At 71.7% G+C, this 25483-nt stretch carries 27 protein-coding genes and 2 pseudogenes; 23 read left to right on the top strand and 6 right to left on the bottom strand.

The genetic code is table 11. The features are described 5' to 3' along the window. The first annotated feature begins 4 nt into the window (after positions 1-4). From sufD to AC0665_RS26145, 6 genes are read left to right on the top strand one after another with little or no spacing between them, the layout of a single operon-like run. The gene (sufD, locus tag AC0665_RS26170) at positions 5-1189 is read left to right on the top strand and encodes a Fe-S cluster assembly protein SufD (protein ID WP_478705896.1); all 1185 of its coding nucleotides are present in this window, start codon (positions 5-7) and stop codon (positions 1187-1189) included. Continuing rightward, positions 1186-1503 (top strand): non-heme iron oxygenase ferredoxin subunit, encoded by a 318-nt coding sequence (locus AC0665_RS26165; protein WP_468410983.1) that lies wholly within the window; start codon positions 1186-1188, stop codon positions 1501-1503. The genes sufD and AC0665_RS26165 overlap by 4 nt, the downstream gene beginning before the upstream one ends. 7 nt (positions 1504-1510) lie before the next feature. After that, on the top strand, positions 1511-2275 hold the full coding sequence (gene sufC / locus AC0665_RS26160) for a Fe-S cluster assembly ATPase SufC (protein WP_468410981.1): 765 nt from the start codon (positions 1511-1513) through the stop codon (positions 2273-2275). Next, positions 2272-3528, top strand: coding sequence for a cysteine desulfurase (locus AC0665_RS26155; RefSeq protein ID WP_478607086.1), 1257 nt, complete (start codon positions 2272-2274; stop codon positions 3526-3528). The genes sufC and AC0665_RS26155 overlap by 4 nt, the downstream gene beginning before the upstream one ends. 15 nt (positions 3529-3543) lie before the next feature. Beyond that, entirely contained in the window at positions 3544-4014 is a 471-nt protein-coding gene (gene sufU / locus AC0665_RS26150) for a Fe-S cluster assembly sulfur transfer protein SufU (protein WP_033310795.1), read from the top strand. Next, positions 4011-4343 (top strand): metal-sulfur cluster assembly factor, encoded by a 333-nt coding sequence (locus AC0665_RS26145; protein ID WP_028809645.1) that lies wholly within the window; start codon positions 4011-4013, stop codon positions 4341-4343. Before sufU ends, AC0665_RS26145 begins: the two co-directional genes overlap by 4 nt. Before the next feature lie 56 nt (positions 4344-4399). Here the strand turns inward: AC0665_RS26145 and AC0665_RS26140 are convergent, their stop codons facing one another. Beyond that, positions 4400-5236, bottom strand: coding sequence for an AbfB domain-containing protein (locus tag AC0665_RS26140; protein ID WP_468410976.1), 837 nt, complete (start codon positions 5234-5236; stop codon positions 4400-4402). 104 nt (positions 5237-5340) lie between these two features. Here AC0665_RS26140 and AC0665_RS26135 point away from each other — a divergent pair. From AC0665_RS26135 to dapD, 3 genes and pseudogenes are all read left to right on the top strand, one after another. Then, a pseudogene (locus AC0665_RS26135) lies at positions 5341-5509 on the top strand (QacE family quaternary ammonium compound efflux SMR transporter); the annotation flags it as partial. A 35-nt stretch (positions 5510-5544) separates the two neighbouring features. Then, positions 5545-5818: pseudogene (locus AC0665_RS26130) on the top strand (TetR/AcrR family transcriptional regulator); the annotation flags it as partial. Positions 5819-5950: 132 nt separating this feature from the next. Beyond that, the gene (gene dapD, locus AC0665_RS26125; RefSeq protein ID WP_363121640.1) at positions 5951-6940 is read left to right on the top strand and encodes a 2,3,4,5-tetrahydropyridine-2,6-dicarboxylate N-succinyltransferase; all 990 of its coding nucleotides are present in this window, start codon (positions 5951-5953) and stop codon (positions 6938-6940) included. Between the two features lie 143 nt (positions 6941-7083). Here the strand turns inward: dapD and AC0665_RS26120 are convergent, their stop codons facing one another. Further along, positions 7084-7509 carry an SCO4402 family protein gene (locus tag AC0665_RS26120; RefSeq protein WP_478705895.1) on the bottom strand — a complete coding sequence of 142 codons (426 nt, stop codon included), beginning with the start codon at positions 7507-7509 and terminating at the stop codon, positions 7084-7086. Between the two features lie 198 nt (positions 7510-7707). Here AC0665_RS26120 and AC0665_RS26115 point away from each other — a divergent pair, with 198 nt between their 5' ends. From AC0665_RS26115 to AC0665_RS26105, 3 genes are all read left to right on the top strand, one after another. After that, a complete protein-coding gene (locus AC0665_RS26115) occupies positions 7708-7938 on the top strand; it encodes a hypothetical protein (RefSeq protein WP_468410968.1) in 231 nt (76 codons plus the stop codon). 163 nt (positions 7939-8101) lie between these two features. Then, positions 8102-8659: a SigE family RNA polymerase sigma factor gene (locus tag AC0665_RS26110; RefSeq protein WP_468637631.1), complete on the top strand. Its 558-nt coding sequence runs from the start codon at positions 8102-8104 to the stop codon at positions 8657-8659. Beyond that, positions 8656-9867: a WD40 repeat domain-containing protein gene (locus AC0665_RS26105; RefSeq protein WP_478607074.1), complete on the top strand. Its 1212-nt coding sequence runs from the start codon at positions 8656-8658 to the stop codon at positions 9865-9867. The genes AC0665_RS26110 and AC0665_RS26105 overlap by 4 nt, the downstream gene beginning before the upstream one ends. Here the strand turns inward: AC0665_RS26105 and dapA are convergent, their stop codons facing one another. Beyond that, entirely contained in the window at positions 9868-10764 is an 897-nt protein-coding gene (gene dapA / locus AC0665_RS26100) for a 4-hydroxy-tetrahydrodipicolinate synthase (protein WP_468637633.1), read from the bottom strand. Positions 10765-10911: 147 nt separating this feature from the next. Between dapA and AC0665_RS26095 the strand changes: the two genes are divergently transcribed. The 3 genes from AC0665_RS26095 (at position 10912) to AC0665_RS26085 (ending at position 12536) form a co-directional block, all read left to right on the top strand. After that, positions 10912-11319 carry a phage holin family protein gene (locus AC0665_RS26095; RefSeq protein WP_363121660.1) on the top strand — a complete coding sequence of 136 codons (408 nt, stop codon included), beginning with the start codon at positions 10912-10914 and terminating at the stop codon, positions 11317-11319. Next, on the top strand, positions 11316-11681 hold the full coding sequence (locus AC0665_RS26090) for a DUF3618 domain-containing protein (protein WP_468410964.1): 366 nt from the start codon (positions 11316-11318) through the stop codon (positions 11679-11681). The genes AC0665_RS26095 and AC0665_RS26090 overlap by 4 nt, the downstream gene beginning before the upstream one ends. Positions 11682-11849: 168 nt before the next feature. After that, entirely contained in the window at positions 11850-12536 is a 687-nt protein-coding gene (locus AC0665_RS26085) for an antibiotic biosynthesis monooxygenase (RefSeq protein ID WP_478705894.1), read from the top strand. A gap of 53 nt (positions 12537-12589) precedes the next feature. Here AC0665_RS26085 and AC0665_RS26080 read toward each other — a convergent pair whose 3' ends face one another. Continuing rightward, positions 12590-14419, bottom strand: a complete 1830-nt coding sequence (locus tag AC0665_RS26080; RefSeq protein ID WP_478705893.1) for an endonuclease/exonuclease/phosphatase family protein — start codon at positions 14417-14419, stop codon at positions 12590-12592. 307 nt (positions 14420-14726) lie between these two features. Here AC0665_RS26080 and AC0665_RS26075 point away from each other — a divergent pair, with 307 nt between their 5' ends. The 8 genes from AC0665_RS26075 (at position 14727) to AC0665_RS26040 (ending at position 23881) form a co-directional block, all read left to right on the top strand. After that, a complete protein-coding gene (locus tag AC0665_RS26075; RefSeq protein WP_478705892.1) occupies positions 14727-16145 on the top strand; it encodes a hypothetical protein in 1419 nt (472 codons plus the stop codon). A gap of 153 nt (positions 16146-16298) precedes the next feature. Then, positions 16299-17747, top strand: coding sequence for an alkaline phosphatase PhoX (locus AC0665_RS26070; RefSeq protein WP_478607064.1), 1449 nt, complete (start codon positions 16299-16301; stop codon positions 17745-17747). Between the two features lie 342 nt (positions 17748-18089). Continuing rightward, positions 18090-19673 (top strand): TROVE domain-containing protein, encoded by a 1584-nt coding sequence (locus AC0665_RS26065; RefSeq protein ID WP_478705891.1) that lies wholly within the window; start codon positions 18090-18092, stop codon positions 19671-19673. 91 nt (positions 19674-19764) lie between these two features. After that, the gene (locus tag AC0665_RS26060; protein ID WP_478607058.1) at positions 19765-20406 is read left to right on the top strand and encodes a GntR family transcriptional regulator; all 642 of its coding nucleotides are present in this window, start codon (positions 19765-19767) and stop codon (positions 20404-20406) included. 26 nt (positions 20407-20432) lie between these two features. Next, positions 20433-21449 (top strand): 1-aminocyclopropane-1-carboxylate deaminase, encoded by a 1017-nt coding sequence (locus AC0665_RS26055; protein WP_478510002.1) that lies wholly within the window; start codon positions 20433-20435, stop codon positions 21447-21449. An 85-nt stretch (positions 21450-21534) separates the two neighbouring features. Further along, a complete protein-coding gene (locus AC0665_RS26050) occupies positions 21535-21939 on the top strand; it encodes a VOC family protein (protein ID WP_468410948.1) in 405 nt (134 codons plus the stop codon). 128 nt (positions 21940-22067) lie between these two features. After that, positions 22068-23105 (top strand): LacI family DNA-binding transcriptional regulator, encoded by a 1038-nt coding sequence (locus AC0665_RS26045; protein WP_478705890.1) that lies wholly within the window; start codon positions 22068-22070, stop codon positions 23103-23105. Between the two features lie 200 nt (positions 23106-23305). Beyond that, complete coding sequence (locus AC0665_RS26040; RefSeq protein ID WP_478705889.1) at positions 23306-23881, top strand: TetR/AcrR family transcriptional regulator; 576 nt, start codon at positions 23306-23308, stop codon at positions 23879-23881. A 58-nt stretch (positions 23882-23939) separates the two neighbouring features. On the opposite strand, the gene AC0665_RS26035 is transcribed toward AC0665_RS26040, so the two are convergent. Then, a complete protein-coding gene (locus tag AC0665_RS26035; RefSeq protein ID WP_478705975.1) occupies positions 23940-25139 on the bottom strand; it encodes a TerD family protein in 1200 nt (399 codons plus the stop codon). Positions 25140-25203: 64 nt separating this feature from the next. After that, positions 25204-25425, bottom strand: a complete 222-nt coding sequence (locus tag AC0665_RS26030) for a hypothetical protein (protein WP_468410942.1) — start codon at positions 25423-25425, stop codon at positions 25204-25206. Positions 25426-25483: the final 58 nt, after the last annotated feature.

The raw sequence follows: 25483 nt of genomic DNA, 5'->3' as shown, positions 1-25483 counted from the left end.
AGCCATGGCTGAGGCTCAGAACATCCCCGTGGGATCCACCACCGCGGGCTCGATCGCGGTCGCCGCGGAGTCGACCGTCGCCACCCGCATGAGCGCGCCCCCCTCCTTCGACGTGGCGGACTTCCCCGTCCCGCACGGCCGTGAGGAGGAGTGGCGGTTCACCCCGCTGGAGCGCCTGCGCGGCCTGCACGACGGCACCGCCCTCGCCACCGGCAACGGCCTGAGGGTCGACGTCCAGGCCCCCGAGGGCGTCACCGTCGAGGCCGTGGGCCGTGACGACGCGCGGCTCGGCAAGGCGGGCACCCCGGCGGACCGCGTCGCCGCCCAGGCCTACTCGGCGTTCGAGAAGGCCTCGGTCGTGAGCGTCCCCAAGGAGACCGTCCTCACCGAGCCCATCCGCATCACGGTGCACGGCGAGGGCGGCACCGCCTTCGGCCACCAGGTGATCGAGCTGGGCGCCTTCGCCGAGGCCGTCGTGGTCATCGACCACACCGGTGACGCGGTGCTCGCCGCCAACGTCGACTACCTCCTGGGCGACGGCGCCAAGCTGACCGTCGTCTCCGTGCAGGACTGGGACGAGAAGGCCGTCCACGTCGCCCAGCACAACGCGCTCGTCGGCCGCGACGCCTCCTTCAAGTCCGTCGTCGTCACCTTCGGCGGCGACCTCGTCCGGCTGCACCCGCGCGTGCGGTACGCCGGGCCCGGCGGCGAGGCCGAGCTGTTCGGCCTGTACTTCACCGACCAGGGCCAGCACCAGGAGCACCGCCTCCTGGTCGACCACAACGTCCCGCACTGCAAGTCCAACGTCGTCTACAAGGGCGCCCTCCAGGGTGACGCCGCGCACGCGGTGTGGATCGGCGACGTGCTCATCGAGGCCGCGGCCGAGGGCACGGACACGTACGAGATGAACCGCAACCTGGTCCTCACGGACGGGGCGCGCGTGGACTCCGTACCGAACCTCGAGATCGAGACGGGCGAGATCGTCGGCGCAGGACACGCCTCGGCGACCGGCCGCTTCGACGACGAGCAGCTGTTCTACCTCATGGCCCGCGGCATCCCGGAGCACGAGGCCCGCCGTCTGGTGGTCCGCGGCTTCTTCGCCGAGCTGGTCCAGCAGATCGGCCTCCCCGACATCGAGGAGCGCCTGATCGCCCGGATCGAGGAGGAGCTGGAGGCGGCCGTCGCATGACCTTCGTACGCGCCTGTGGACTGGGCGAGCTGGAGGAGGACACCCCCAAGCGGGTGGAACTCGACGGCACGCCCGTGTCCATCGTGCAGACCGAGGGCGAGGTGTTCGCGATCCACGACATCTGCTCGCACGCCAACGTCTCGCTGGCCGAGGGCGAGGTCGACGACTGCCACATCGAGTGCTGGCTGCACGGCTCGCGCTTCGACCTCCGCTCCGGAAAGCCCGACAGCCTTCCCGCGACGCGCCCCGTCCCCGTATACCCCGTAAAGATCGAAGGGGACGACGTGCTCGTCTCCCTCACCCAGGAGTCCTGAGGCACCCATGGCAACGCTTGAAATCCGAGACCTGCACGTCACCGTCGAGGCCGACAACGCCACGAAGGAGATCCTCAAGGGCGTCGACCTCACCGTGAAGCAGGGCGAGACGCACGCCATCATGGGCCCCAACGGCTCGGGCAAGTCGACCCTCGCCTACTCCCTCGCGGGTCACCCGAAGTACACGATCACCGGCGGCACCGTCACCCTCGACGGCGAGGACGTCCTGGAGATGTCCGTCGACGAGCGCGCCCGCGCCGGCCTGTTCCTCGCGATGCAGTACCCGGTCGAGGTTCCGGGCGTCTCCGTGTCGAACTTCCTGCGCACCTCCGCCACCGCCGTGCGCGGCGAGGCCCCCAAGCTGCGCACCTGGGTGAAGGAGGTCAAGGAGGCCATGCAGCGCCTCAACATGGACCCCTCCTTCGCCGAGCGCAACGTCAACGAGGGCTTCTCCGGCGGTGAGAAGAAGCGCCACGAGATCCTCCAGCTGGAGCTCCTCAAGCCGAAGATGGCGATCCTCGACGAGACCGACTCCGGCCTGGACGTCGACGCCCTGCGCGTCGTGTCCGAGGGCGTGAACCGCGTCCGCGAGACGGGCGAGGTCGGCACCCTGCTGATCACCCACTACACGCGCATCCTGCGCTACATCAAGCCCGACCACGTGCACGTCTTCTCCGGCGGCCGGATCGTCGAGTCCGGCGGCGCCGAGCTCGCCGACAAGCTGGAGAACGAGGGCTACGAGGTTTACACGAAGGGTGGCGCATCCGCGTGACACTGCTGCCGGGCCTCCTCGACACCGAGGCGATCCGCAAGGACTTCCCCATCCTGGACCGTCAGGTCCACGATGGGCGGAAGCTCGTGTACCTGGACAACGCGGCGACCAGCCAGAAGCCGCGTCAGGTGCTGGACGCACTCAATGAGTACTACGAGCGCTACAACGCCAACGTCCACCGCGGTGTGCATGTGCTCGCCGAGGAGGCCACGGCGCTGTACGAGGGCGCGCGCGACAAGGTCGCGGAGTTCATCAACGCGCCCTCGCGCGACGAGGTGATCTTCACCAAGAACGCCTCGGAGTCGCTCAACCTCGTGGCGAACATGCTGGGCTGGGCCGACGAGCCCTACCGCGTGGACTCCGAGACCGAGATCGTCATCACGGAGATGGAGCACCACTCCAACATCGTGCCGTGGCAGCTGCTCGCGCAGCGCACGGGCGCGAAGCTGAAGTGGTTCGGCCTCACCGACGACGGCCGCCTGGACCTGTCGAACATCGACGAGATCATCACCGAGAAGACGAAGATCGTCTCCTTCGTGCTGGTCTCCAACATCCTCGGCACCCAGAACCCGGTCGAGGCGATCGTGCGCCGCGCCCAGGAGGTCGGCGCCCTGGTCTGCGTCGACGCCTCCCAGGCCGCACCGCACATGCCGCTGGACGTGCAGGCCCTCCAGGCCGACTTCGTGGCCTTCACCGGCCACAAGATGTGCGCCCCGACCGGCATCGGCGTCCTCTGGGGCCGTCAGGAGCTGCTGGAGGACCTGCCTCCGTTCCTCGGCGGCGGCGAGATGATCGAGACGGTGTCGATGCACTCGTCGACGTACGCCCCGGCGCCCCACAAGTTCGAGGCGGGCACGCCCCCGATCGCCCAGGCGGTCGGACTCGGCGCGGCGATCGATTACCTCAACTCGATCGGCATGGACAAGATCCTCGCCCACGAGCACGCGCTCACCGAGTACGCGGTCAAGCGGCTGCTGGAGGTCCCCGGCCTGCGCATCATCGGCCCCACCACGGCCGAGGAGCGCGGCGCGGCGATCTCCTTCACGCTCGGCGACATCCACCCCCACGACGTGGGCCAGGTCCTCGACGAGCAGGGCATCGCGGTCCGGGTCGGCCACCACTGCGCGCGGCCGGTCTGCCTGCGGTACGGAATTCCTGCGACCACGCGAGCGTCGTTCTATCTGTACTCCACGCCGGCCGAGATCGACGCACTGGTCGACGGCCTGGAGCACGTACGGAACTTCTTCGGCTGAGGGGCGTGCTGAACGGTGAAACTGGACTCCATGTACCAGGAAGTCATCCTGGACCACTACAAGAACCCGCACGGGCGGGGCTTGCGGGATGGCGACGCCGAGGTGCACCACGTCAACCCGACGTGCGGTGACGAGATCACCCTGCGCGTGAAGTACGACGGCACCACGATCGAGGACGTCTCGTACGAGGGCCAGGGCTGTTCGATCAGCCAGGCGAGCGCGTCCGTACTGAACGACCTCCTCGTCGGCAAGGACCTCTCCGACGCGCGGAAGATCCAGGAGACCTTCCTGGAGCTGATGCAGTCCAAGGGGAAGCTCGAACCCGACGACGCGATGGAGGACATCCTGGAGGACGCGGTCGCGTTCGCCGGGGTGTCCAAGTACCCGGCCCGGGTGAAGTGCGCCCTGCTGAGCTGGATGGCCTGGAAGGACGCTACGGCCCAGGTGCTGGGCGGAGCCGACGCCGAGAAGGAGACGACGGCATGAGCGAGACCGTTGAGATGAAGCCCGCCTCGGAGGAAGAGGTCCGTGAGGCGCTGTACGACGTCGTCGACCCCGAGCTGGGCATCGACGTCGTCAACCTCGGCCTGATCTACGGCATCCACATCGACGACGCGAACATCGCGACGCTCGACATGACCTTGACCTCGGCGGCCTGCCCGCTGACGGACGTCATCGAGGACCAGGCGAAGTCCGCCACGGACGGCCTTGTGAGCGAGCTGCGCATCAACTGGGTCTGGATGCCGCCGTGGGGCCCCGACAAGATCACGGACGACGGGCGCGAGCAGCTGCGGGCTCTCGGGTTCAACGTCTGAGATCCACTGACGCACGTGAGGGCGGCACCCATTGCGGGTGCCGCCCTCACGCGTGCTCAGCCCAGCCCGTCCACCAGCTGGAACGCTGAGTCCGAGTGGAACAGGTGACTGTTCTCGTAGGGGTCCAGGCGGAGCTGGAAGTTGCGGTGGCGCAGGAAGCGGCCCGGGTAGTTGACCGACTCCAGCGTGATCGTGCCCGACGGGGACCAGACGTGCGGGCAGAACGTGGCGTCCTTGCCGAAGAGCGACGAGCCGTCGTGCGCGTCGGCGACCAGCACGAAGCTGCGGTGGCGCAGATAGCGGCCGTCGGCGGTGGCGAAGGAGTAGCAGGAGGAGTCGGCGAGGCCGGCGACGCGCCGGAAGGTGGCGTCCTCGCGCTGCTCGGAGCCCGAGCCGACCTGGTCCAGGCGCACGGAGCCGTCGCGCACCCGCCAGTAGCGGTCGGGGTAGTTGACCGAGCGTATGGAGATGCCGTGCGAGGCGGGCGCCTTCGGGGGCTTGGACGGTTCCGGGGACGCCTTGGGCGGCTTCGGGGCCTTCGTGGCGGGCTTCGGGCTCGCCGAGGCGCTCGGGGCGCTGGTGGTGGGAGTGGGGGACGGATCCGCGCGGCCCGCGCCGGGCTTCCCGGCCGCGGCGGCGGACGGTGTCGCGAAGGAGATCAGGCCACCCGGGGCCGAACTGCTGAGGGTGCTCGGCTCCGCCGCCGCCCGGCGTTCCGGCTCGCCCGACTCTCTGTTCATCACGGTGATGGCGGTGGCGCACGCGGTGACCGTCGCCAGCGCCAGCGCGCCCGCGAGCCAGAGCCGTCGCGTTCCCGGTGCCCGGGTGGTGTCCGGGGCCCAGTCGCTCTCCCAGGGGCGGTCCTGCGGCGGCCGGGACTTCTGTTCTGCCATGCGCTGTTCCTCCGGCGGGGCACCCTTGACGGCGGCGCAGTTGTGGTGACCCGGTGTGTGATCGGTGACACCGTAGTGGACGTGTGGGGCGGCTGTGACGCGTTTATGAGAGCGGTTTCTCTCCGATCTCACTTCGAGATCAAGGGTTCGCCGCCTCCTTCGCGCTGCTCGCGCAGACCCTGAAGACGGTCTCGGCCGGCACGGCCCCAAGCCGCCGGCATCGCGCTGATCATCGTCGGGGTCGTGGTGCTGAACCTGGGCGGGGCCCACTGATGCCCCGGCGTCACGACCCCGGGTGACGGCAGCGGATCATCGGCGCGGCGATCCGGGTCGTCGGGCGAAGGGGATCGCCGGACCGAGCCACCGCAGTGCCGCCGCCGAGACCGATGTGCCGCTCGGCTCGACGACCTACCACTTCAAGACCCTCGACGAACTGCTGGTCGCAGCGCAGCGGGAGGCCAACGAGGCTTCGCCAAGGTGGTCGCCTCGTGCGGCGGCCTGGAGGATCCCCGCACCGACCTGGCCGCCGAACTCGCCGGGTGGACGGGGGAGTGGCTCGCGGGCGACCGGACGGGGGTGGACCGGCCGGTGACCGGGGTGTCCGTGCTGCTGAGGGGCGTCTGGCGGGGTGGGTACGGGGTGGATACCGCCCGTCCCGTGAGACGCCCCCGCACCGGTTCGCATCCACCGGTGTCCGCCGGTTAGGTTGCCCTCATGACCGACACGACTGCTCCTCGCACCACCGGCGCCGTGGCCGCCGGCCTCGCCACGATCGCCGCCGACGGCACCGTTCTCGACACCTGGTTCCCCGCGCCCGAGCTGGCCGAGGCGCCCGGCCCGTCCGGCACCGAGCGGCTGTCCGCCGAGCGTGCCGCGGAACTGCTCGGCGGTGGCGCCACCGCGGCGATCGGCCCGGACGCCCGCCGGGGCGTCGAGGTGGTCGCGGTCCGCACGGTCATCGCCTCGCTCGACGAGAAGCCGATCGACGCGCACGACGCCTACCTGCGTCTGCACCTGCTCTCCCACCGCCTGGTCAAGCCGCACGGCCAGAGCCTGGACGGCATCTTCGGCTTCCTGGCCAACGTCGCCTGGACCTCGCTCGGCCCGGTCGCCGTCGACGACCTGGAGAAGGTCCGCCTGAACGCCCGCGCCGAGGGCCTGCACCTGCAGGTGACCTCCGTCGACAAGTTCCCGCGGATGACGGACTACGTGGCCCCCAAGGGCGTCCGGATCGCCGACGCCGACCGGGTCCGCCTCGGCGCCCACCTCGCCGAGGGCACCACCGTCATGCACGAGGGCTTCGTCAACTTCAACGCCGGCACGCTCGGCACGTCGATGGTCGAGGGCCGCATCTCCGCCGGTGTCGTCATCGGCGACGGCTCGGACATCGGCGGCGGCGCCTCGACGATGGGCACCCTCTCCGGCGGCGGCAACGTCATCATCTCCATCGGCGAGCGCTGCCTGATCGGCGCCGAGGCGGGCGTGGGCATCGCGCTCGGCGACGAGTGCGTCGTGGAGGCGGGCCTCTACGTCACCGCCGGCACCCGCGTCACCATGCCCGACGGGCAGATCATCAAGGCCCGCGAGCTGTCCGGCGCGTCCAACATCCTCTTCCGCCGCAACTCCGTCACCGGCACGGTGGAGGCGCGTCCGAACAACGCGGTGTGGGGCGGTCTGAACGAGATCCTGCACAGCCACAACTGATCATGGGCGGCCGTGACCTGCGGCCGCGTCATGGATCAACGCCCTGACCCGCTGCTGAGCTGTCGGCAGTTGTCGACGTTGGTCACCATGGAGCGCCCTTCCACGGCCCGAGGACGGCCCGGGAGGGCGCTCGTGTGGGGCACTCACTGCCGTGGCTCACGTCGGGGTGCCGGACCGGCGTGGTGCAGAGCGGCGAGTTCCTTCAGGTCGTTCGCGACCATGACCTGAGCGAGACGACCCGCGACCGCTACGACCGTCGGCCATGAGGGTGCCCGTAGATACTCCGCGTCGGTGTCGTTGGGTGCCTCGGCCGCCGCGGCGTTGAGAGCGGTGCCCAGCTCACGCATGAGAGCGACCTCTGCCTCACTTCTCAGGCTGACTCCGAGGTATCGCTCGGGCTCGTCGGCGTCGCAGAAGTCATCGAAGAGCGTGTGGAAGACATGGTCCAGGTTCTCGAACACCGAAGGATCGAGCCAGACGTCCTGCTGCCATGGCGGGTTGGACAGGGCCAGTACAGCGGGTACGACGTGGACTCGGTGGTGCGCTATGTGACGGGCGTCTTCGCTCACGGGGCCGAGCCTAGCGACGAGACGAGAACCTGAGCGTGCGCCGGCATCTCCCGGGAGCCGAGCGGAGCTCGCCTGACCGCCACCCCTGGGAGGATTCCCGTACGGATGACCCGGCGTGACCTCCTGGTGGGCTTGGCAGATGAACGGGTGGGCGCAGTGTCCGATCAGACGCCGAAACGACGAAACGAGGACCGGGGCATGAAGAACGAGCGGGGTCGGGCCGTGGTACACCGGCTGGCCGGGGTGGTCGCGGCGCTGGCGGTCTGCTGGCTGCCGGCGGGGGCCGCGCACGCCGACGAGACCAACACAGGCTCGCACAACGGGCATCGGGTGGGTCTGATCAACGTCAACGTGGGGCAGATCGACGACCCGGCGGAGGACGTGCTGGAGCACACGCTGCTGTTCGGGGACGGGTACGCCTGGAACTGAACAGAGGGAGCAGACGGGGACGGTCCGTATCGCAGCCTGGCTGCGGTACGGGCCGTCCTCGTCTTTTCTCCCGGCCGGTGGCATAGCGCGGCACGTCCGTACGCGTCACAGGAAGTACGGGGGGCGGGCACAGGGTTCGCCCCGGGGGAGAGCGAAGGTGACGATGGATGCCGAAGCGCAGGAGAGTTTCCGGGAGTTCGTGGCGAACCGGTCGTCCGCGCTGCTGAAGACCGCCGTCCTGCTGAGCGGCGGCGACCGGCACGCGGGCGAGGACCTGCTCCAGAACGCGCTGATCAAGGCGGCGGGCCGCTGGCACCGCATCGACGAACCCGAGGCCTACGTCCGGCAGATCCTCTACCGCCAGCAGGTCAGCCGCTGGCGGCTGAAGTGGCCGCGGCGCGAACTGAGCGTCGCCGAACTGCCGGAGACCGGCACCGACCCGGACGCCTCCGGCGCCGCCGAGCTGCGTCTGGTGATGCGCGGCGCGCTCGCCCGGCTGACCGCACGGCAGCGCACCGTGCTCGTGCTGCGCTATTTCGAGGACCTGCCGGAGGGCGAGGTGGCCCGCATCCTGGGCTGCTCCGTCGGCACCGTACGGTCCGCCACCCATCGTTCCCTCGCCCGGCTGCGCGCCCTCGCACCCGAGCTGGCCGCCCTCGGCCCGGCCGCCGCCGAACAGCGGCGCTCCCCTGACTACTCGCCCGTGGAGGTGCGGCAGTGAACGTCGACGAGCTCGTGCGTGACGCGCTGCGCGACCAGGCCGAAGGGCAGCCGCCCGCGGCCCCCGGCTTCGCCGAGCGGGTGCTGGCCGTCCGCCGGCGCCGCCGCAGCCGGCGGATCGCGTCCGTGGCGGCCGCGGCCGCCGCCGTGATCGCCGTGGCCGTGGCCGTGCCCGGCCTGGACTCCGGCGAGCGGGACGCACGCCCCTCGGGCGGTATCGAACAGACCGCCATCACCCCCCGCCCGGATCAGTCGCCGCCGCGCGACATCATCGCGGCGGGGCGGGTCGCGCTCGCCGCCTACTACACCACCAGGACGGTCGAGCAGTCCGCCGACCGTGCCGTTTCGGAACGTACGTACTGGCTGCTCGACCCCGGCACGAAGAAGTACGCGAAGGACGACCGCTGGTCCTACGTCGCGATCGCCCCCGGACTGAGGACCGCCGCCGTCCTGGAGCGGAACCTGCCGGTCCCGCGCATCGGACTGCTCGACCTGGCGAGCGGCCAGGTCAAGCGGTGGATCCCGGTCGACCGGCCGGTGGCGGGGGTGGAATTCTCCACCGACGGCAGGAAGCTCATCGCGACGTCGTACAGCAAGAATCCCGACCGCCGGGTGAAGATCGAGGGGTCGGAGGGCTGGAACGCCCCGTTCACGGAGTCGGACCGGACCGGTTTCCACGTCATCGACGTGGCCTCCGGGAGCAGTTCCTGGGCGGGGGTGAAGGTCGGCGGGGACGCGAACGACCCCACCGCGTTCCTCAACTCCCGTCAGGACTTCGCCTTCACCCACGACGGCCGCCTCGTCTGGTCCGGGATGCCCACCGATCCCGGTGAGATGTTCTACGACCTCGGCGGCAAGGAGGTCCCCGCTCCGGCGGCGGAGCGGTACCGGGACTGGTTCGTCGACGCGGGGATCTCACCGGACGGGCGGCTCGTCGCCGGTCAGTTCGCGGGGCGCAAGTGGAAGACGTCGTCCTACGTCCTCGACGGCCGCACGGGCGAGAAGCGCGAGGTGCGCGGTCAGCAGCTGCTGGCGTGGGCGGACGGGAACTCGCTCGTCGCCTGGGACATCGGGCCGGACGGGAACGAGTACCACCAGCGGCTGGTCCTGGTGACGCTCGGCGGGGCGAAGACCATCCCGCTCAGTGACTTCCGGTCGCCCAAGGACGGCACCGAGGGGCGGTGGGAGCCGGTGTTCGCGGTGCGGTGATCAGGACTCGGCAAGGGCCGCGTGGAGCGACAGCAGGGTGTCGGTCGTGGCCGCGTCGGCGGCCCGCAGCGGGGCGCGGACCGGGCCGGCGGGCAGGGCCAGGGCGTTCAGGAGTGCCTTGGCCGTGACGGTGCCCGGCAGGCCCGCCGACATGATCGCCTCGATGAGGGGTGTCGCCTGGTGCTGGAGGCGGGCCGCCCGGGTTGTCTCGCCCGCGTCGAACGCGTCCAGGACGGCGCGCAGGCGGGCCGGGACGACGTTGGCGACGGTGCTGACGTATCCCGCGCCGCCCACGGCGTACAGCGCGAGGTTGTGTTCGTCGCAGCCCGCGTAGTACGCCAGGTCCGTGCGGGCCATCACCTTCTGGGCGCCCAGGAAGTCGTAGGAGCAGTCCTTGACCGCGACGATCCGGGGGTGCCCGGCTAGGCGGAGGATCGTCTCAGGCTCGATGCGGGTGCCGGTGCGCGCCGGGATGTCGTAGAGCATGATCGGGAGTTCCGAGGTGTCCGCGATCTCCCGGAAGTGGGCCTCGATCGCGTCCTGCGGGGGCCTGCTGTAGTAGGGCGAGACCACCAGCAGGCCGTCCGCGCCCGCCTTGTGCGCTTCCCGGGCCAGTTCGGCGGTGTGCCGGGTGTCGGGGGTGCCGATGCCCGTGACGACCTTCGCGCGGTCGCCCACCGCCTCTCGGACGGCGGTGACGAGAGCCGACTTCTCGGCGTCCGTGGTGGTGGGGGACTCGCCCGTCGTGCCGGAGAGGACCAGGCCGTCGCAGCCGTTCGCCACCAGGTGGGCGGCGAGGTGCCGGGCGCCGTCGAGGTCCAGGGTGCCGGACGGGGTGAAGGGGGTGATCATGGCGCAGAGGGCGCGGCCGAAGAAGGGTGCGGGCGGTGTGGTCATGGGGGTAGTGTCGGCCCGTTCACCGTGTAGCTCCACTTAATTCCGCTTCGCTGTATTGTTAAGTGTTGCTTTATTGTGTGTGGCCCGGCCGTCCGGGTACCCGGGTGTTCCTGACTTCGAGAGGAGGCGGAACACGTGACCGGGATCATGGATCATCGGGCCGTGCACGAGGAGCGCCACTCCGTGGGCGAGCTCGTCGGGCAGGCCGCGGAGCAGCTCTCCACGCTCGTACGGCAGGAAGTGGCTCTGGCCAAGCAGGAGCTGGCCGAGAAGGGGCGGCGGGCCGGGCGCGGTGGCGGGCTGCTCGGGGCGGCCGGCGCCGTCGCGTACGCCGGGCTGCTCGTGCTGGCCGGTGCGGGTGTCGCCGCGCTCTCGCTGGTGCTGCCCGTCTGGGCCGCGGCGCTGATCGTGACGGGCGTGCTGTTCGTGATCGCGGCCGTGCTGGCGGCGACCGGGCGGGGCCAGCTGCGCAAGGCCGCGCCGCCCACGCCTGAGCGGACCCTGGGCAGCGTCAGGGCGGACGTGGAGGAGATCAAGGAGAGGGCGCATCGATGACGGACGCGATGGGTGGGGCGAAGGGGCCCGATGAGCTGCGGCGGCAGATCGAGCGGACCCGCAGTGAACTCGGCAACACGGTGCAGGAGCTGGCCGGCAAGGCGGATGTGAAGGGGCGTGCGCTGGCGCGGGCGGCCGATCTGCGGGACAAGGCCGGGGCGATGACCGTGCAGTTGCGCAGCACCGCCGCGCAGGCGGGGCACACGGTGCACGACAAGGCGACCCATGCCGGGCCTCGTCCGGTGCGGAACGTGGTCCAGGCGGGCATGCGGCATCCCGGGCCGGTGCTGGTGGCCTCGGCGGCGGGGGCCGTGGTGGCGGTCGGGGTGATGCGGTGGAGGCACGCGCACGGGCACAGGTGAGGGCCGGGTCGCGGTCCGAGTCCGTGTCCGCGCGCGGGTGGTCTCGCTCACCGCTCAGGCGGGAGCGGCTTCGGCCCGCCCGCCTCTCTCCCGCTGCCGCTTGACCTCAAGTTCGGTCGAGGTTGAAAGGTGGGGTTGTTCGCGACCGGCGCTACGACTGGAGTGTTCATGAGCCGTCGAACCGACCAGCACCCCGACCCCACCGACCCCCGTGCCGCTGCTCCGTTCTTCAGCACCTGGCGGGTCGGCACCCCAGAGCGGCAGCGGCAGACCGTGGAGGCCGTCGGGCGCACCTGGGAGCGGCGGCCCTGGCCCGCCGTGGATCTGCTGGCGTATCACGTGTACGCGGGGGACGACGGGTCCACGCTGATGCACTACTCGCAGTGGACCGGCGAGCAGGCCTATGAGTCGTTCGTGAAGGCTCACCGGCAGGAACGGGTCGACGAGATCGACACCGCCGTGCCGGGGATCGAGCGGGTCGGGCTCGGCCGGTACCGGCGGTACCGGAGCCGGGAACGCGCCGTGGGAGACGCGAGGGTGCCGGGGCTGATCGTCACCGTGCGGGTCGACTTCGAGGCCGGGGCGCAGCAGCGGCGCGAGGAGTGGGTCGATCTCGTGGTGAAGGCCCTGGACGACGACCCGGAGGGGCATGCCGGGCTGGTCTCCGCGCATTTCCACCTGAGTACCGACGGCGGGCACGTCCTGAACTACGCGGAGTGGGAGAGCGCCGACGCCTACGACCGGGCGCTGGCCGCCCCGACGAGCGAGCAGTGGGAGCGGGTGCGCGCGTACCCGGGACTGAAGGGGAGCACCGGCAGCCGGTACCGGCACGCTCTGGGGCTGGTGCCGGACTGATCAGGCGGGTGCGGGGCCGGCCGGGCGCAAGGCCCGGCCGGCCCCCGCCGATGTCACGGGCGGAAGCGCAGGACCTGCGGGTCGTGGTCGCTGATCTGGTCGTTGAACTCCGCGTTGACGTGCACGCTGTCGTACTCGAAGTCGCAGCCGCGCCGGATCGACGGGCTGATCAGGATCTGGTCGAGGACCTGGCTGTTGCCCTGGTAGACGTACGAGTAACGCTCGCTGCGCGGAAGCGATTTGATCGCCGACCAGAGTTCGCCGCTGCCCTCCAGGAGCTGCGCGGTCTTCGAGAACTCGAAGTCGTTGATGTCGCCCAGCGTGATGACGTCCGCGTTCTTCTGCGTGTCGAGGATGTCCTTGACGAAGGCGTTCACCACGGTGGCCTGCTGGTGGCGCTGGGTCTCGGAGCTGCGCGCCGGGGGCTGGTACTGGGAGGTGAAGCCCTGGTCGCCGCCCTTGGAGTTGAAGTGGTTGGCGATCACGAAGACGGTGCGGCCGCGGAAGACGAACTCGCCGGCCAGCGGCTTGCGGCTGTTCTTCCAGGCCTCGTCGGCGGGTGCGATGCGGCCGGGGCTGAGGGTGAGGTGGGCCTTGCCGCGGATCCTCTGCACGCCGGTGGCCGTCGTGGCGTCGCCGCCCGCGCGGTCCGCGAAGGACACCCGCTCCGGGTTGAACAGGAACGCCTGGCGGATGTTGCCGCCGGGCTCGCCGCCGTCGGTGCCGTCGGCCGGGTCGATCGAGCGCCAGTCGTACGCCGGGCCGCCGGCCGCGACGATCGCGTCGATCAGCTTCGTCAGGGTCTGGTCGGCCGCGACGGTGCCGTCGTTCTTCGCGCCGTTGTTGTCCTGGATCTCCTCCAGGGACACGATGTCGGGCGACTTCAGGTTGTTCACGATCGCGGATGCGTGCGCGGCGAACGTGTCGTCGGTCGGGTCGAGGTTCTCGACGTTGTACGTGGCGACCGCGAGTTCGGACGAGCGCTGCTCGCGGGTCGTCTCGCGCTCCAGGCCCGCGCTCTTCAGCGTGCCCAGCTCGCTCGCGACCAGGGTGTAGCCGCCGAACTGGTTGTAGTCCAGGGGGCCCGCGGTGCTGCCCGCGAGGGTGTCGCCCACGTTCGCCTTGGGGAAGTCCGCCGTCGCACCGAGGGACTGGATCTGGAGGCGGCCGGTGTTCTGCTCGTCGTAGGAGCCGTAGACCGTGCCGCCGTGGCGGTTGCGGTTCTCGTGCGGCTTCACCGTCACCCAGAGCTCGGTGTGCGGGTCGGTGGCGCCGACGACACGGGTGTCGGTGACCCGGACGGACATGCCCTCCAGCGCCTCGTAGTAGTCCAGGGCGTACTGCGCGGGCCGCAGGGGGAGCGCGTTGACCGAGCCGCCGGCGGCGGTGTCGCCGGCCGGGGCGTAGGCGGCCGGGACCTCGCGCGAGGTGATCGCCGTGGCGGCGGGCAGCGCGTTGCCGCCGGAGACGACGGTGGTCGCCGGCTTGGTGATCTCCGTCACCGACTGGTTGCCGGAGGCCGCACCGCCCGGGACGAATTCCGACACCGTGCCGCTGACCGTGACGGCGTCACCGACGGCGACACCCTTCGGCGCCGAGCTGGTGAAGACGAAGACGCCCTCACTGGTGGCCGGGTCGGCGTCCGGGTTCGGGTCCTGGATCCAGAAGCCGCGGGAGGAGCCGTAGGTCCGGATGCCGGTGACGATTCCGGCCACGTCCGTGACCTGCTTGCCGGCGTACGGGGATATCCGGGTGCTGCCCTGGATGTCGTGGATGCGGACCGATTCCGCGTGCGCGGGGCCGGTGAGGACGATCGTGGATGCCGCGGAGCACGCGGCGGCGACGGTGAGCGCGGCGAGACGCGCGGACGACTTGCTCGGCAACGGGATTCCCTCCGGGGACGTGACAGGGCGCCGGGACGAGGGCGGACACGTGTGGAACGGCTGGCTGCGCTACCTGTGGGGCGGCGTGTGACGCGCATGCGGGAAGAGGGCGGTGGGCCGGGTGGGCCGGCCCGGTGAACAACTGTCCGCCCACTTCTACGCGCGTCAATCTCCAGCCTGTGCATGTCACTTGTCAAGGTTTCGGCCATGTACGGCGGCCGACGGGGAGATGAAGTGGGCGGCATGGGTGGAAATCCGTCTAGGCTGAGCGGTTGAGTCACATGAGGCGCGCTAGGAGAACCAGCCGATGTCAGACAGCTCCCCCCTGCCGCCGGTGCGGCTGCACCCCGAAGCGGAGCTGGCGCGCGACGCGCTGTCCACGCCGTTGCTGTCCCGGGCCGCCCGGCTCGCCCGCTGGGCCGGAGAGGACACCCGCGTCGACGCCGGGGGAGGGCTCGTCGACGAGCAGCTGCCCGCGGCCGCCGAGGTGCTCGGGCTGAGCGGGGACGACGCCGCCGCCGACGCCAGCGAGGCGTGGCGGGTCGCCGTGGACGCGGGGCTCGTCGAGGTCGTCGACGAGGAAGAGGGCACCGTGACGGCCGGGGAGGACCTGGCCCTGCTCACCGGAGGCTCGCCGCAGGACGTGCTGGCCGTGTGGCTCGCCGCACTGGAGACCGTGCTCGCCGACGCGAGCGTGCCCGATCTGGACGGGCTCGTGGCCGGGGACGGCGAGGTCGACCTCTCCGCCCTCGACTGGGACCCCGAGGCCGAGGCCGAGTTCCTCGACGGCGTGCTCGGCAACCTCTATCTGCTGACCGCCGGCGAGGACGCCACCGGCGGCGCCCCCGTACCGCTGCCGGCACTGGCCGCCTCGGTGATCGTGCCCAGCGACATGGGCGAGCCCACCAACGACGTCCTGGAGCAGGTGTCCGACGCGATGATGCGGCTGGACGACCAGTTCCGGATGCTGGAGCCGGTCGGATTCGTCGAGTACCAGCCGGTCGACGAGGCGCTCCTGGTCGACGCCGACGAGGAGCCCGCGCCCCCCGTCGACGACACCGACGTCTCCCGCTACGGCATGGTCCGGCTCACCCCGCTCGGTGTGTACGGCATGCGCGCCCGGCTGCTGGAGGCCGGGTTCGCCGCGCCGGCCGTCGGGGACCTCGCCGACAAGGGGGCCGACGCGCTGCTCGACGGCACGGCCGAGTTCCCGCCCAGGGCCGCGCAGGCCGAGACCGAGCAGTGGCTGGAGCGCCGGGAATCGCTCGCCGCCGCGCGGGAGTTGCTGGCGGCGGCCCGCGGTTCGGACGCCGGGGCGCCGTTGCGGCGGCTGCGTTGTCAGCAGGCTCTGTCGCTGGTGGGGGCCTCGGCCGAGCCCGCGCTGCGAGAGGTGCTCGACGACGCCGAACTGGGCGGGCTCGCGCGGGTGTGGCTGACCGAGCACGGCGCGGCGGACGTGCCCGCGCCGTCCGAGGCGATGGTGTACTGGCTGACCATCGACACGGTGGCCGCGCAGCTGGCCGCGGAGGGGAACTCCGAGGAGCTGCGGGCGCTGGTGGAGGGGCTCGCGCGGCAGCACGGCGGGTTCTTCGACGCCGTGTGGCGGGTTGATCATCCGGCCACGGCCGATGTGCTGGAGGCCATGGGGCGGCTGCATCCCGACAAGAAGGTGGCGAAGGAAGCACGGAAGGCGGCGTTCAAGGCGCGATCGCAACAGGGGGGCTGATCCCGGTTCGCGGGTGCGGCGTCGTCTCGGCTTGTCGCGCAGTTCCCCGCGCCCCTGAGGTGTTGTTCAACCGGCGTTCATGGATGAGCGGGACGGTTTCGCCGAACGAGGTCCGCCACCTCCCACGGCATCCTCACCGTCTCAGGAGACTCCATGTCGCTCACCCGCAGGGACTTCGCCAGGAACACCGCGATCACCGGCGCCGGTGTCGCGCTGGCGGGCAGCGTCGGCGCCCTCGCCACCGCGCCGAACGCCCTCGCGTCCACCGACACCGACAGCGCGGCGGACGGGGCGGCGGACGCCCGGCACGGTGTCGGCTACGGGCCGCTCGTCCCCGACCCGCGGGGCATCCTCGCCCTGCCCGCCGGCTTCTCGTACCGGGTCATCACCTACAGCGGCAGGACCAAGCTGGAGTCCGGTGAGTCCACGCCGTCCCACCACGACGGCACCGCCGCCTTCGACGGCCCCCGCGGCACCACCCTGCTCGTCAACAACCACGAGCTGAAGGGCCCGCGCGCCAAGTGGGAACACCCGGTGCCGCTCGCGGAGGGCCTCGTCTACGACCCGGCGGCCGCCGGCGGCTGCACCGTCGTCGAGGTACGCCCCGACGGACGCGTCGCCGAGTGGGTCGGCATCGCCGGCACCTCCACCAACTGCGCGGGCGGCGTCACCCCGTGGGGCACCTGGCTCACCTGCGAGGAGAACTCCGACAAGGCCGGCGTCAACGGCATGACCAAGGACCACGGCTACGTCTTCGAGGTCGACCCCTGCGACCGGCGCGCCAACCGCGCCCCCAAGCCGCTGAAGTTCTTCGGCCGTTACGACCACGAGGCCGTCGTCATCGACCCCAAGCGCGGCCACGCCTACCTCACCGAGGACGCGGCAGGCCCCAACGGCCTCTTCTTCCGCTGGACTCCGCCCCGCGGCTTCGAGTACGGCCCCGGCAAGTTCCGGGAGCTCGCCGACGACGCCGGTGTCCTCCAGGCGCCCAAGTGCTTCGACTCCGGCGGCCAGTTCGTCGACGACCTGTCCCGCGCCACGAAGATCGGCACCGTCTACGGCGTCGACTGGGTGGACGTCCCGGACCGCGACGCCCGCACCACCCCCGTGCGCAAGCAGTTCCCGGACGACCAGGTCACCCGCGCCCGCAAGCTGGAGGGCATGTGGTGGGGCGACGGCGGCGCCTACATCGTCTCCTCCTACGCCCGGGAGGAGAGCCCCGTCCAGCACGACGGCCAGGTCTGGTTCTACGACCCCAAGCGCCGCACGCTGACCCTGAAGGTCCTGCTCGGAGTGAACCCCGACCCGTCGAAGGACGGCGCGTTCGACGGCCCCGACAACATCACCGTCTCCCCGTACGGCGGCCTGGTCATCGCCGAGGACGGCGAGGGCGTGCAGCACCTGTTCGGCGCCACCGACAGCGGGCGCACCTACCCGATCGCCCGCAACGAGCTGAACATCGGCACCGAAGAGGAGCCGGAGTACAGCGAGTTCACCGGCGTCACCTTCTCGCCCGACGGCCGGACCCTCTACGCCAACATCCAGACGCCCGGCATCATGCTGGCCATCACCGGCCCCTGGAAGCGCCAGAAGCGCTCATAAATTCGGTCGCCCTTCCCGAATCGCGCCTCCTACAGTGAGATCACAACGTCACGCACTTCCCGGTGCGATGGCAGCGGCTACTTCTCTTCCAAAGAATCCGACGCCGCCGCCGACTTGATCTCGGGAGGCGCGGCATGTGGTGGGTGCCCGGTGCGAAGGCAACGGTTACTTCCTGGATCGGACGGTTGCGGGTTCGAGTCCCGTCGGCGACTTCGGGTCGCCGTAGCTCAATGGGTAGAGCATCTGAATTGGTCCGTCGCCGGCTTCTGTCCTCGGGCACCCACCTCTTTTCCCGCATGCAGCGTCCCCCTCGGAACACGAATGAATTCGGGGGAATTCACCATGGCGCGATTCAATTCCAGAGCGGCCCGCGCGCGTCCCGTCTCGCGCGTGACGTCCACCGGGCGGGTGCTGCGCACCTACGAGGGCGGCCTGGGCCGTGAGCGGGACGCCCGCTCCGAACTCTTCCTGCTCGCCGTCTCCACCTTCGTCTCCCAGCAGACCTTCTACGAGACCGGCGCCGACCGCGACGACCGGTTCCAGCGGCTCGTGCGCGAACTCGCCGTCACCGACCCGGAGTGGACGGCCGGCCTGCTCGGCTGGCTGCGCGGCCCGGGCCATCTGCGCACGGCCTCCGTCGTCGGCGCCGCCGAGTACGTCAAGGCCCGCCTGGACGCCGGTGCGACCGACGGCCCGTCCAACCGGCAGGTCGTCGCCTCCGTGCTGCAGCGGCCCGACGAGCCCGGCGAACTGCTCGCGTACTGGACCGCGCTGTACGGCCGGAACGTGCCCAAGCCGGTCAAGCGCGGCATCGCCGACGCCGTGCGCCGGCTCTACCACGGCAAGGCGCTGCTGAAGTACGACACCGCCTCCAAGGGCTACCGCTTCGGTGACATCCTCAACCTCGTGCACGCGGCCCCGGACCCGGACAAGCCGTGGCAGGGCGAGCTGTTCCGCTACGCCCTGGACCGCCGTCACCACCCGGACACCGCCGTACCGCCCGCGTCGGACCGCGTCCTCACCGCGCACCGCGCGCTGATGGCGCTGCCCGTCGAGGAGCGGCGTGCGGTCGTGACCGCCGAGGGCGGTGCCGAGCGGCTGGCCGCGGCCGGGATGACGTGGGAGGCCCTGGCGGGCTGGCTCCAGGGCCCCATGGACAGGGCGGCCTGGGAGGCCGTGATCCCCTCCATGGGCACCATGGCGCTGGTGCGCAACCTGCGCAACTTCGACGAGGCCGGTGTCTCGGACGAGGTGGCCGAGCGGGTCGCCGCGCGGATCAGCGACCCGGCGGAGGTCGCGCGCTCGCGGCAGTTCCCCTTCCGGTACCTCGCCGCGTACCGGAACGCGCCGTCGCTGCGCTGGTCGTACGCCCTGGAGCGGGCGCTCGGCCACTCGCTGGCCAACGTGCCCGCGCTGCCCGGCCGGACGCTGGTGCTCGTCGACCGCTCGGGCTCGATGTTCTGGTCGCGGATGTCCGACCGCTCGGAGCTCAACCGAGCCGACGCGGCGGCGATCTTCGGTACGGCGCTGGCGCTGCGGGCGGAGCACGCGGACCTGGTCCAGTTCGGCTCGACGAGCGACCGCGTGACGTTCCGCGCGGGCGAGTCGGTGCTGAAGATCCTCGACCGCTTCGGCGACCTGGGCGGCACCGACACCACGGAGGCGGTGCGCCGGCACTACAGGAAGCACGACCGGGTGCTGATCGTCACCGACGAGCAGTACACGCACCACCACCGGGGCGACCCGACCGAGCAGGTCCCGGCCGACGTGCCGGTCTACACCTGGAACCTCGCCGGGTACCGGGCGGGCCACGGCCCGTCGGGGAAGGGGCACCGGCACACGTTCGGAGGGCTCTCGGACGCCGCCTTCCGGATGGTCCCGCTGATCGAGGCCTCCCGGAACGCCGACTGGCCCTGGGCGGCCTGAGGACCGTGGCCCGCACCGCGTGGGGAGTGCGGGCCACGGTTCGATGCGCGACCCTTGTCGGGCACTGAACTGACATCTAACATTTCAGTGCATGGAGGCCATCCGGCCCGTACCCCGCACCCTGCTCAGGGACCGGGCGTACGCGGCGATCAGGGACGCCATCGTGGCCGGGGAAATCGAACCGGGAGCGGTCGTGCGGGACGCCGAGCTGGCGCAGCGGCTCGGGCTGTCCCGGGCACCTGTGCGGGAGGCGTTCTCCCGGCTGGTGGACGACGGGCTGCTGGAGAGCAAGCCGCAGAGCTACACCCGGGTGACCCCTCTGGTGACCGCCGACGTGCGGGACGCCGCCGCCGTCGTCGGGGCCATGCACGAACTCGTCACACGGGCCGCCGTGCCCCGGCTGGACGCCGCCGGCATCGCCGCGATGCGCGCCGCCAACGAGCGGTTCGCCGCGGCCGTGGACACCGGGGACGTGGACACGGCCCTGCGCGCCGACGACGCCCTGCACGACGTCCTCGTCCGGGCGAGCGGCAACCGCGCGGCCGGTGCGACCGTCGCCCGCTACACCCCGCTCATCCGGCGCCTGGAGCGACGGCGCTTCGGCGAGGGCGGCAGCTGCCGCTCGGCCGGGCTGCACGAGCGGCTGATCGACGCCTGCGCGGCCGGTGACGTGACCACGGCGGTCCACGTCACGGCGGAGATCTGGCGGGGGCTCGAAGAGCTCGCCGACTGAGACCGACCCCCACCCAGGGAGGACCCATGTCCCTGTCCGCGTACGCGCGTTACCCGCTGCTCTTCGGCCCCTCGCCCGTCCACCGCCTGGAGCGGCTGACCGCACACCTCGGGGGCGCCGCGCTCTGGGCCAAGCGCGAGGACTGCAACTCCGGTGTCGCCTACGGCGGGAACAAGACCCGCAAGCTGGAGTACCTCGTCGCCGACGCCCTCGCCCAGGGCTGCGACACCCTGGTGTCGATCGGCGGGGTGCAGTCCAACCACACCCGCCAGGTCGCGGCCGTGGCCGCCCGGGCCGGGCTCGGGTGCGTGCTGGTGCAGGAGAGCTGGGTGGACTGGCCCGACGCCGTGTACGACAAGGTCGGCAACATCCTGATCAGCCGGCTCGCCGGGGCCGATGTGCGCCTGGTGAAGGCCGGGTTCGGCATCGGCTTCAAGGAGAGCTGGGAGCAGGCGCTGCGCGAGGTCGAGGAGTCGGGCGGCAAGCCGTACGCCATCCCCGCCGGTGCCTCCGACCATCCGCTCGGCGGCCTCGGCTTCGCCGGGTGGGCCTACGAGGTCGCCGAGCAGGAGCGCGAGCTGGGGGTCTTCTTCGACACCGTCGTGGTGTGCTCGGTGACCGGGTCGACCCAGGCCGGCATGGTGGCCGGGTTCGCCGAGCTGGAGGCTGCGGGCGGGCGGCCCCGGCGGGTGCTCGGCATCGACGCCTCGGCGAAACCCGCCGAGACCCGGCGGCAGATCGCCCGCATCGCCCATCGCACCGGGCGGCTCATCGGTGTGGAGCGCGAGCTGACCGAGTCCGACATCGAACTCGACGAGCGCTACCACGCGGGCGTCTACGGCGTCCCCGACGAGACGACGCTGGCGGCGATGCGGCTCGCGGCCCGGACGGAGGGGATGGTCACCGACCCCGTCTACGAGGGCAAGTCCATGGCGGGGATGATCGACCTGGTGTCGCGGGGCGAGATCGGCCGGGACTCCACGGTTCTCTACGCCCATCTGGGCGGGCAGCCGGCGCTGAACGCGTACAGCGCGCTGTTCTGACCGCCCGCCGAACGGGCGCACAGGGGAATCATCCGGCGGGGTGTCGGGTTGTGCCGGTCAAACGACGCCTCCCGGAGGAGCAGTGATGTCCGACGAACCCGCCGTCCGCCAACTCCGCCTGGTCGTGACCGCCGACGACTACGACGCCGCGCTGCACTTCTACCGGGACGTGCTCGGTCTGACCGAGCAGGCCGCGTTCGCCTCGGAGGACGGGCGGGTGACGATCCTCGACGCCGGGCGGGCCACCCTGGAGCTGACCGACCCGAACCACGCCGCGTTCATCGACGAGGTGGAGGTGGGGCGGCGGGTGGCCGGGCACATCCGGGTCGCCTTCCAGGTGGACGACTCCGCCGCCACGACGGCGAAACTGGCCGCCGCGGGAGCGGAGGTCGTGGCCGAGCCGACACGCACCCCCTGGAACTCCCTGAACTCCCGCCTCGAAGCGCCGGGCGCCCTCCAGCTGACCCTGTTCACCGAGCTCGGCGACTGAAGGGCTGACGTCGGTACCGGGCCCCGGGGTGTCCGCTGGCGCGGAGCCCAGTGGGGGCGGGTGTGCCGGAGGGAGGTCGTCCGGCCGCCCCTGCCGGGGTGGTCGCGGCGCCGGATACAGTGCTGACCGTGTGGACGGACGATCAGCGTGCGGAGCCGAGCGCGGAGCGGCCCGACGGCGCCCGGCGCCGGGCCACCATCCACGACGTCGCACGCCTGGCCGGAGTGTCGCGCCAGACGGTCTCCCGGGCGGTCAACGACAAGGGCGAGATCGACCCCGGCACCAAGGAGCGGGTCCTTCAGGCGGCCCGGCTCCTGGACTACCGGCCGAGCCGGTTCGCCCGTGGGCTGGTCCAAAAGGGCGCCGTGACGGCGGGCCTGGTCATCCCTGACCTGCGCAACCCGTTCTTCCCCGAGGTGGCCGCCGGGGTGCTGGAGGCGGCCGAGCAGCGTGGCTGGCAGGTCGTCGTGTGGGACTCCCGCATCGACCAGGCCCGGGAACGGGAGGCGCTCGACGTGCTGTCCCACCAGGCCGACGCGGTCGTGGGCTACTTCAAGGACCCGGACGACGTGCTCGCCCGGCACCTGGGGGGCGTGCCGCTGGTGCTGCTGGAGCGCGGCCCCCGGCAGACCCGGTTCGCGGCCGTGGGCATCGACGCCGCCACCGGCGTCGAGCGGGGCATGCACCATCTGTTCCGGGCCGGGCACCGCAGGATCGGCATGCTGGACGGCGTGCAGGGCCCCGGCCCTCGCCGGCAGGCCTTCCTCGAGCAGGCGCGGCGGCTCGGTCTGTCCGTCGACGAGCACTGGGTCGTGGTGTGTCCCGAACACAGCGTGGCGGGCGGCGAGGTCGGCATGGAACGACTGCTGGCCCAGCGGCCCGAGGTCACCGCGGTCTTCGGGTTCAACGACCTGATCGCGATCGGGGCGATGCGAAGCGCCCGACGCCGTGGCCGGAGGGTTCCGGACGACCTGGCCGTGCTCGGCTTCGACGGCCTGTCCCTGGGCGAGCTGGTCGAACCCGCCCTGACCACCCTGCACATCGACAAGCGGCAGCTGGGGCGGCTGGCCGTGGAGCAGGTGGCCCGGCTGCGCGCGGGCGAGGAGCCGCTGCGGGGCGCGGACGCGTGGGTGACACCCGAACTGGTGGTCCGCGACTCCGCCTGACGGTCCGACCGCCGGCCCGGCGTCACCGGCCTGCCACGCCACGCAGGGCCCGCGGGGGCCGCCGGACCGCAGACGCGGCGCCTTTGATCGGTTCCGGCGAGCGGGTCCCCAGGGGGCTGACGGCCTTCGGCACCACCCGGGCCAGGAGGCCGGTCCCGGTAAGGTGCGAAGGGAGTCCCCGGTGCGTGAGGAGTGGTCGCGTGGTGCAGGTCAGGCCCATGCGGGCGGACGCCCGGCGCAACCACGAGCGGTTGCTGAGGGTGGCCGTGGAGGCGTTCGCCGAGCACGGGGAGGGCGCCTCGCTCGACGACATCGCCAAACGGGCCGGGGTCGGATCCGGCACGCTGTACCGGCACTTCCCGACCCGGCAGGCGCTGCTGGAGGCCGCGTATCTCGACCGGGTGGAGGCGCTCGCGGCCCGGGCCGATGCGCTCGCGGCCGAACTGCCGCCGCACGAGGCGCTGGTGGAGTGGCTGTACGAACTGGGCGCCGGAATGATCCGGATGCGGGGGCTGAAGGCGCTGCTGGGCCCGGCGGTCACGGACTCCGGCTCCCTGGTGAGCACGGGCTGCGGCGACTCGGTCAGGACGGCGGCGGGGCGACTGGTCCGGGCGGCGCAGCAGGAGGGCGCGCTGCGGCGGGACGTCGAGCCGATCGATGTGCTGCGGCTGGCGCACGGCGTGGCGACGGCGTCGGAACTGGCGGACGGGCAGGACCGGCACCTCCGGCGCTATCTGACGCTGCTGGCGGAGGGGCTGGGGGCGGAGGGCCGCTGAGCCGGTGAGCCCGGACGCCCCCTGGTGAGGGGGGCGTCCCGGGAGGCCGGCCGGTGGGTCACAGGGCCTGGGCCGCCGGCTTCACCATCCCCCGCACCGTGCGGGACTTCACGAAGTCGCCCATCGCCGTCATCTCCCACTCGCCGGAGAACTGGCGGATCAGCTTGGCCATCAGGACGCCGGTCTGCGGCTCGGCACCGGTGAGGTCGAAGCGGACCAGCTCCTCGCCCGTCGCGCCGTCCAACAGGCGGCAGTACGCCTTGGCGACCTCGGTGAACTTCTGGCCGGAGAAGGAGTTGACCGTGAAGACCAGGCCGGTGACCTCCTGGGGCAGACGGCCCAGGTCGACCATGATGGTCTCGTCGTCCCCGCCGCCCTCCCCCGTGAGGTTGTCGCCGGAGTGCTGGATCGCACCGCCCACGATCTGGAGCTTGCCGAAGTAGCAGCTGTCGATGTGGTTGCGCTGCGGCCCGTAGGCGATGACCGACGCGTCCAGGTCGATGTCCTTGCCGCGGTACGCCGGCTCCCAGCCGAGGCCCATCCTGACCTGCGAGAGCAGGGGACGGCCGCCCTTGATCAGGGAGACCGTCTGGTTCTTCTGGAGGCTGACGCGGCCCTTGTCGAGGTTGATCTTCCCGGCGCCGGGCGCGGGCGGGGGCGGTGTCGCCGGGGCGGCCGGGGGCGCGGCGGGGGTGGAGACGGGCGGAGCGGGCGGCTGCACGGGGGCGGGCGGCGGGGTCACCGGCTGGGGCGCGGCGGCGGCCGGTTCCTCCACCGTGACTCCGAAGTCCGTGGCGATGCCCGCGAGGCCGTTGGCGTATCCCTGGCCGACGGCTCGGGCCTTCCACTGCCCGTTGCGCCGGTAGACCTCCACGATGACCAGGGCCGTCTCGCTGCCGAGCTGCGGGGGCGTGAAGGAGGCCAGGACGGAGCCGTCGTCGGCGTTGCGGATCGTGGCCGTCGGCTCGATGCCCTGGAAGGTCTGGCCCGCGGCGTCGGGGCTCGCGGTGACGACGATCTTCTCGATGCCCGGGGGGAGGGCCGAGGTGTCGACCACGATCGCGTCGGGCGCGCTGCCGCCGCCCGAGCGGTACGTCACGCCCGGGCCCGACGGCTGGTTGTAGAAGATGAAGTCGTCGTCGGAGCGCACCTTGCCGTCGGCGGTGAGCAGCAGGCCCGATACGTCGAGCCGCACCGGAGCGGCGACGTCCACCGTCACGCGGGCGGCGGACAGGGGGATGTTCGAGCCGGGGGTCATAGCTGTCATGCCGGGTGAACGAGCGAGGCGGTTTTGCCGTTCCCTTACCAAGCGGCCAATCGGGTCACCGGCGATTGCGGGGGTGGTCGCGGGCGGCGCGTTCGTTGCCCCGCTTGTAGTTGCCGGTCCAGCGGGCCATGACGAGCTGGGGGTCGGAGGCCTCGACCTCGGTGAGGAACCGCGCCGCGCGCGGTCCGTTCAGGGTGGTGGCGGGGCGGCCGTGGTGGCTGATGCGGACGGTTCCGCCCGCGTGCTGCTCGTAGGTGAATCCGTGGGGTCTCGGCATGCAGCGAGGGTAGGGGCCGGGGGAGCGGGCGCCCACCGGATTTCCCCCGCCCCGCCGG

Source organism: Streptomyces sp. NPDC043685 (assembly GCF_056436585.1).
This window is presented reverse-complemented; position numbering and strand designations above follow the sequence as displayed.

What these genes read in the sequence shown, in the direction of transcription:
- AC0665_RS26140 (WP_468410976.1), bottom strand. Translation starts at nt 5,236, where the DNA reads ATGGCAGAACAGAAGTCCCGGCCGCCGCAGGACCGCCCCTGGGAGAGC.
- AC0665_RS26085 (WP_478705894.1), top strand. Translation starts at nt 11,850, where the DNA reads ATGAGCCGTCGAACCGACCAGCACCCCGACCCCACCGACCCCCGTGCC.
- AC0665_RS26075 (WP_478705892.1), top strand. Translation starts at nt 14,727, where the DNA reads ATGTCAGACAGCTCCCCCCTGCCGCCGGTGCGGCTGCACCCCGAAGCG.
- sufC (WP_468410981.1), top strand. Translation starts at nt 1,511, where the DNA reads ATGGCAACGCTTGAAATCCGAGACCTGCACGTCACCGTCGAGGCCGAC.
- dapA (WP_468637633.1), bottom strand. Translation starts at nt 10,764, where the DNA reads ATGACCACACCGCCCGCACCCTTCTTCGGCCGCGCCCTCTGCGCCATG.
- AC0665_RS26060 (WP_478607058.1), top strand. Translation starts at nt 19,765, where the DNA reads ATGGAGGCCATCCGGCCCGTACCCCGCACCCTGCTCAGGGACCGGGCG.
- AC0665_RS26115 (WP_468410968.1), top strand. Translation starts at nt 7,708, where the DNA reads ATGAAGAACGAGCGGGGTCGGGCCGTGGTACACCGGCTGGCCGGGGTG.
- AC0665_RS26050 (WP_468410948.1), top strand. Translation starts at nt 21,535, where the DNA reads ATGTCCGACGAACCCGCCGTCCGCCAACTCCGCCTGGTCGTGACCGCC.
- AC0665_RS26165 (WP_468410983.1), top strand. Translation starts at nt 1,186, where the DNA reads ATGACCTTCGTACGCGCCTGTGGACTGGGCGAGCTGGAGGAGGACACC.
- AC0665_RS26145 (WP_028809645.1), top strand. Translation starts at nt 4,011, where the DNA reads ATGAGCGAGACCGTTGAGATGAAGCCCGCCTCGGAGGAAGAGGTCCGT.
- dapD (WP_363121640.1), top strand. Translation starts at nt 5,951, where the DNA reads ATGACCGACACGACTGCTCCTCGCACCACCGGCGCCGTGGCCGCCGGC.
- AC0665_RS26055 (WP_478510002.1), top strand. Translation starts at nt 20,433, where the DNA reads ATGTCCCTGTCCGCGTACGCGCGTTACCCGCTGCTCTTCGGCCCCTCG.
- sufD (WP_478705896.1), top strand. Translation starts at nt 5, where the DNA reads ATGGCTGAGGCTCAGAACATCCCCGTGGGATCCACCACCGCGGGCTCG.
- AC0665_RS26110 (WP_468637631.1), top strand. Translation starts at nt 8,102, where the DNA reads ATGGATGCCGAAGCGCAGGAGAGTTTCCGGGAGTTCGTGGCGAACCGG.
- AC0665_RS26095 (WP_363121660.1), top strand. Translation starts at nt 10,912, where the DNA reads ATGGATCATCGGGCCGTGCACGAGGAGCGCCACTCCGTGGGCGAGCTC.
- AC0665_RS26035 (WP_478705975.1), bottom strand. Translation starts at nt 25,139, where the DNA reads ATGACCCCCGGCTCGAACATCCCCCTGTCCGCCGCCCGCGTGACGGTG.
- AC0665_RS26065 (WP_478705891.1), top strand. Translation starts at nt 18,090, where the DNA reads ATGGCGCGATTCAATTCCAGAGCGGCCCGCGCGCGTCCCGTCTCGCGC.
- AC0665_RS26090 (WP_468410964.1), top strand. Translation starts at nt 11,316, where the DNA reads ATGACGGACGCGATGGGTGGGGCGAAGGGGCCCGATGAGCTGCGGCGG.
- AC0665_RS26070 (WP_478607064.1), top strand. Translation starts at nt 16,299, where the DNA reads ATGTCGCTCACCCGCAGGGACTTCGCCAGGAACACCGCGATCACCGGC.
- AC0665_RS26030 (WP_468410942.1), bottom strand. Translation starts at nt 25,425, where the DNA reads ATGCCGAGACCCCACGGATTCACCTACGAGCAGCACGCGGGCGGAACC.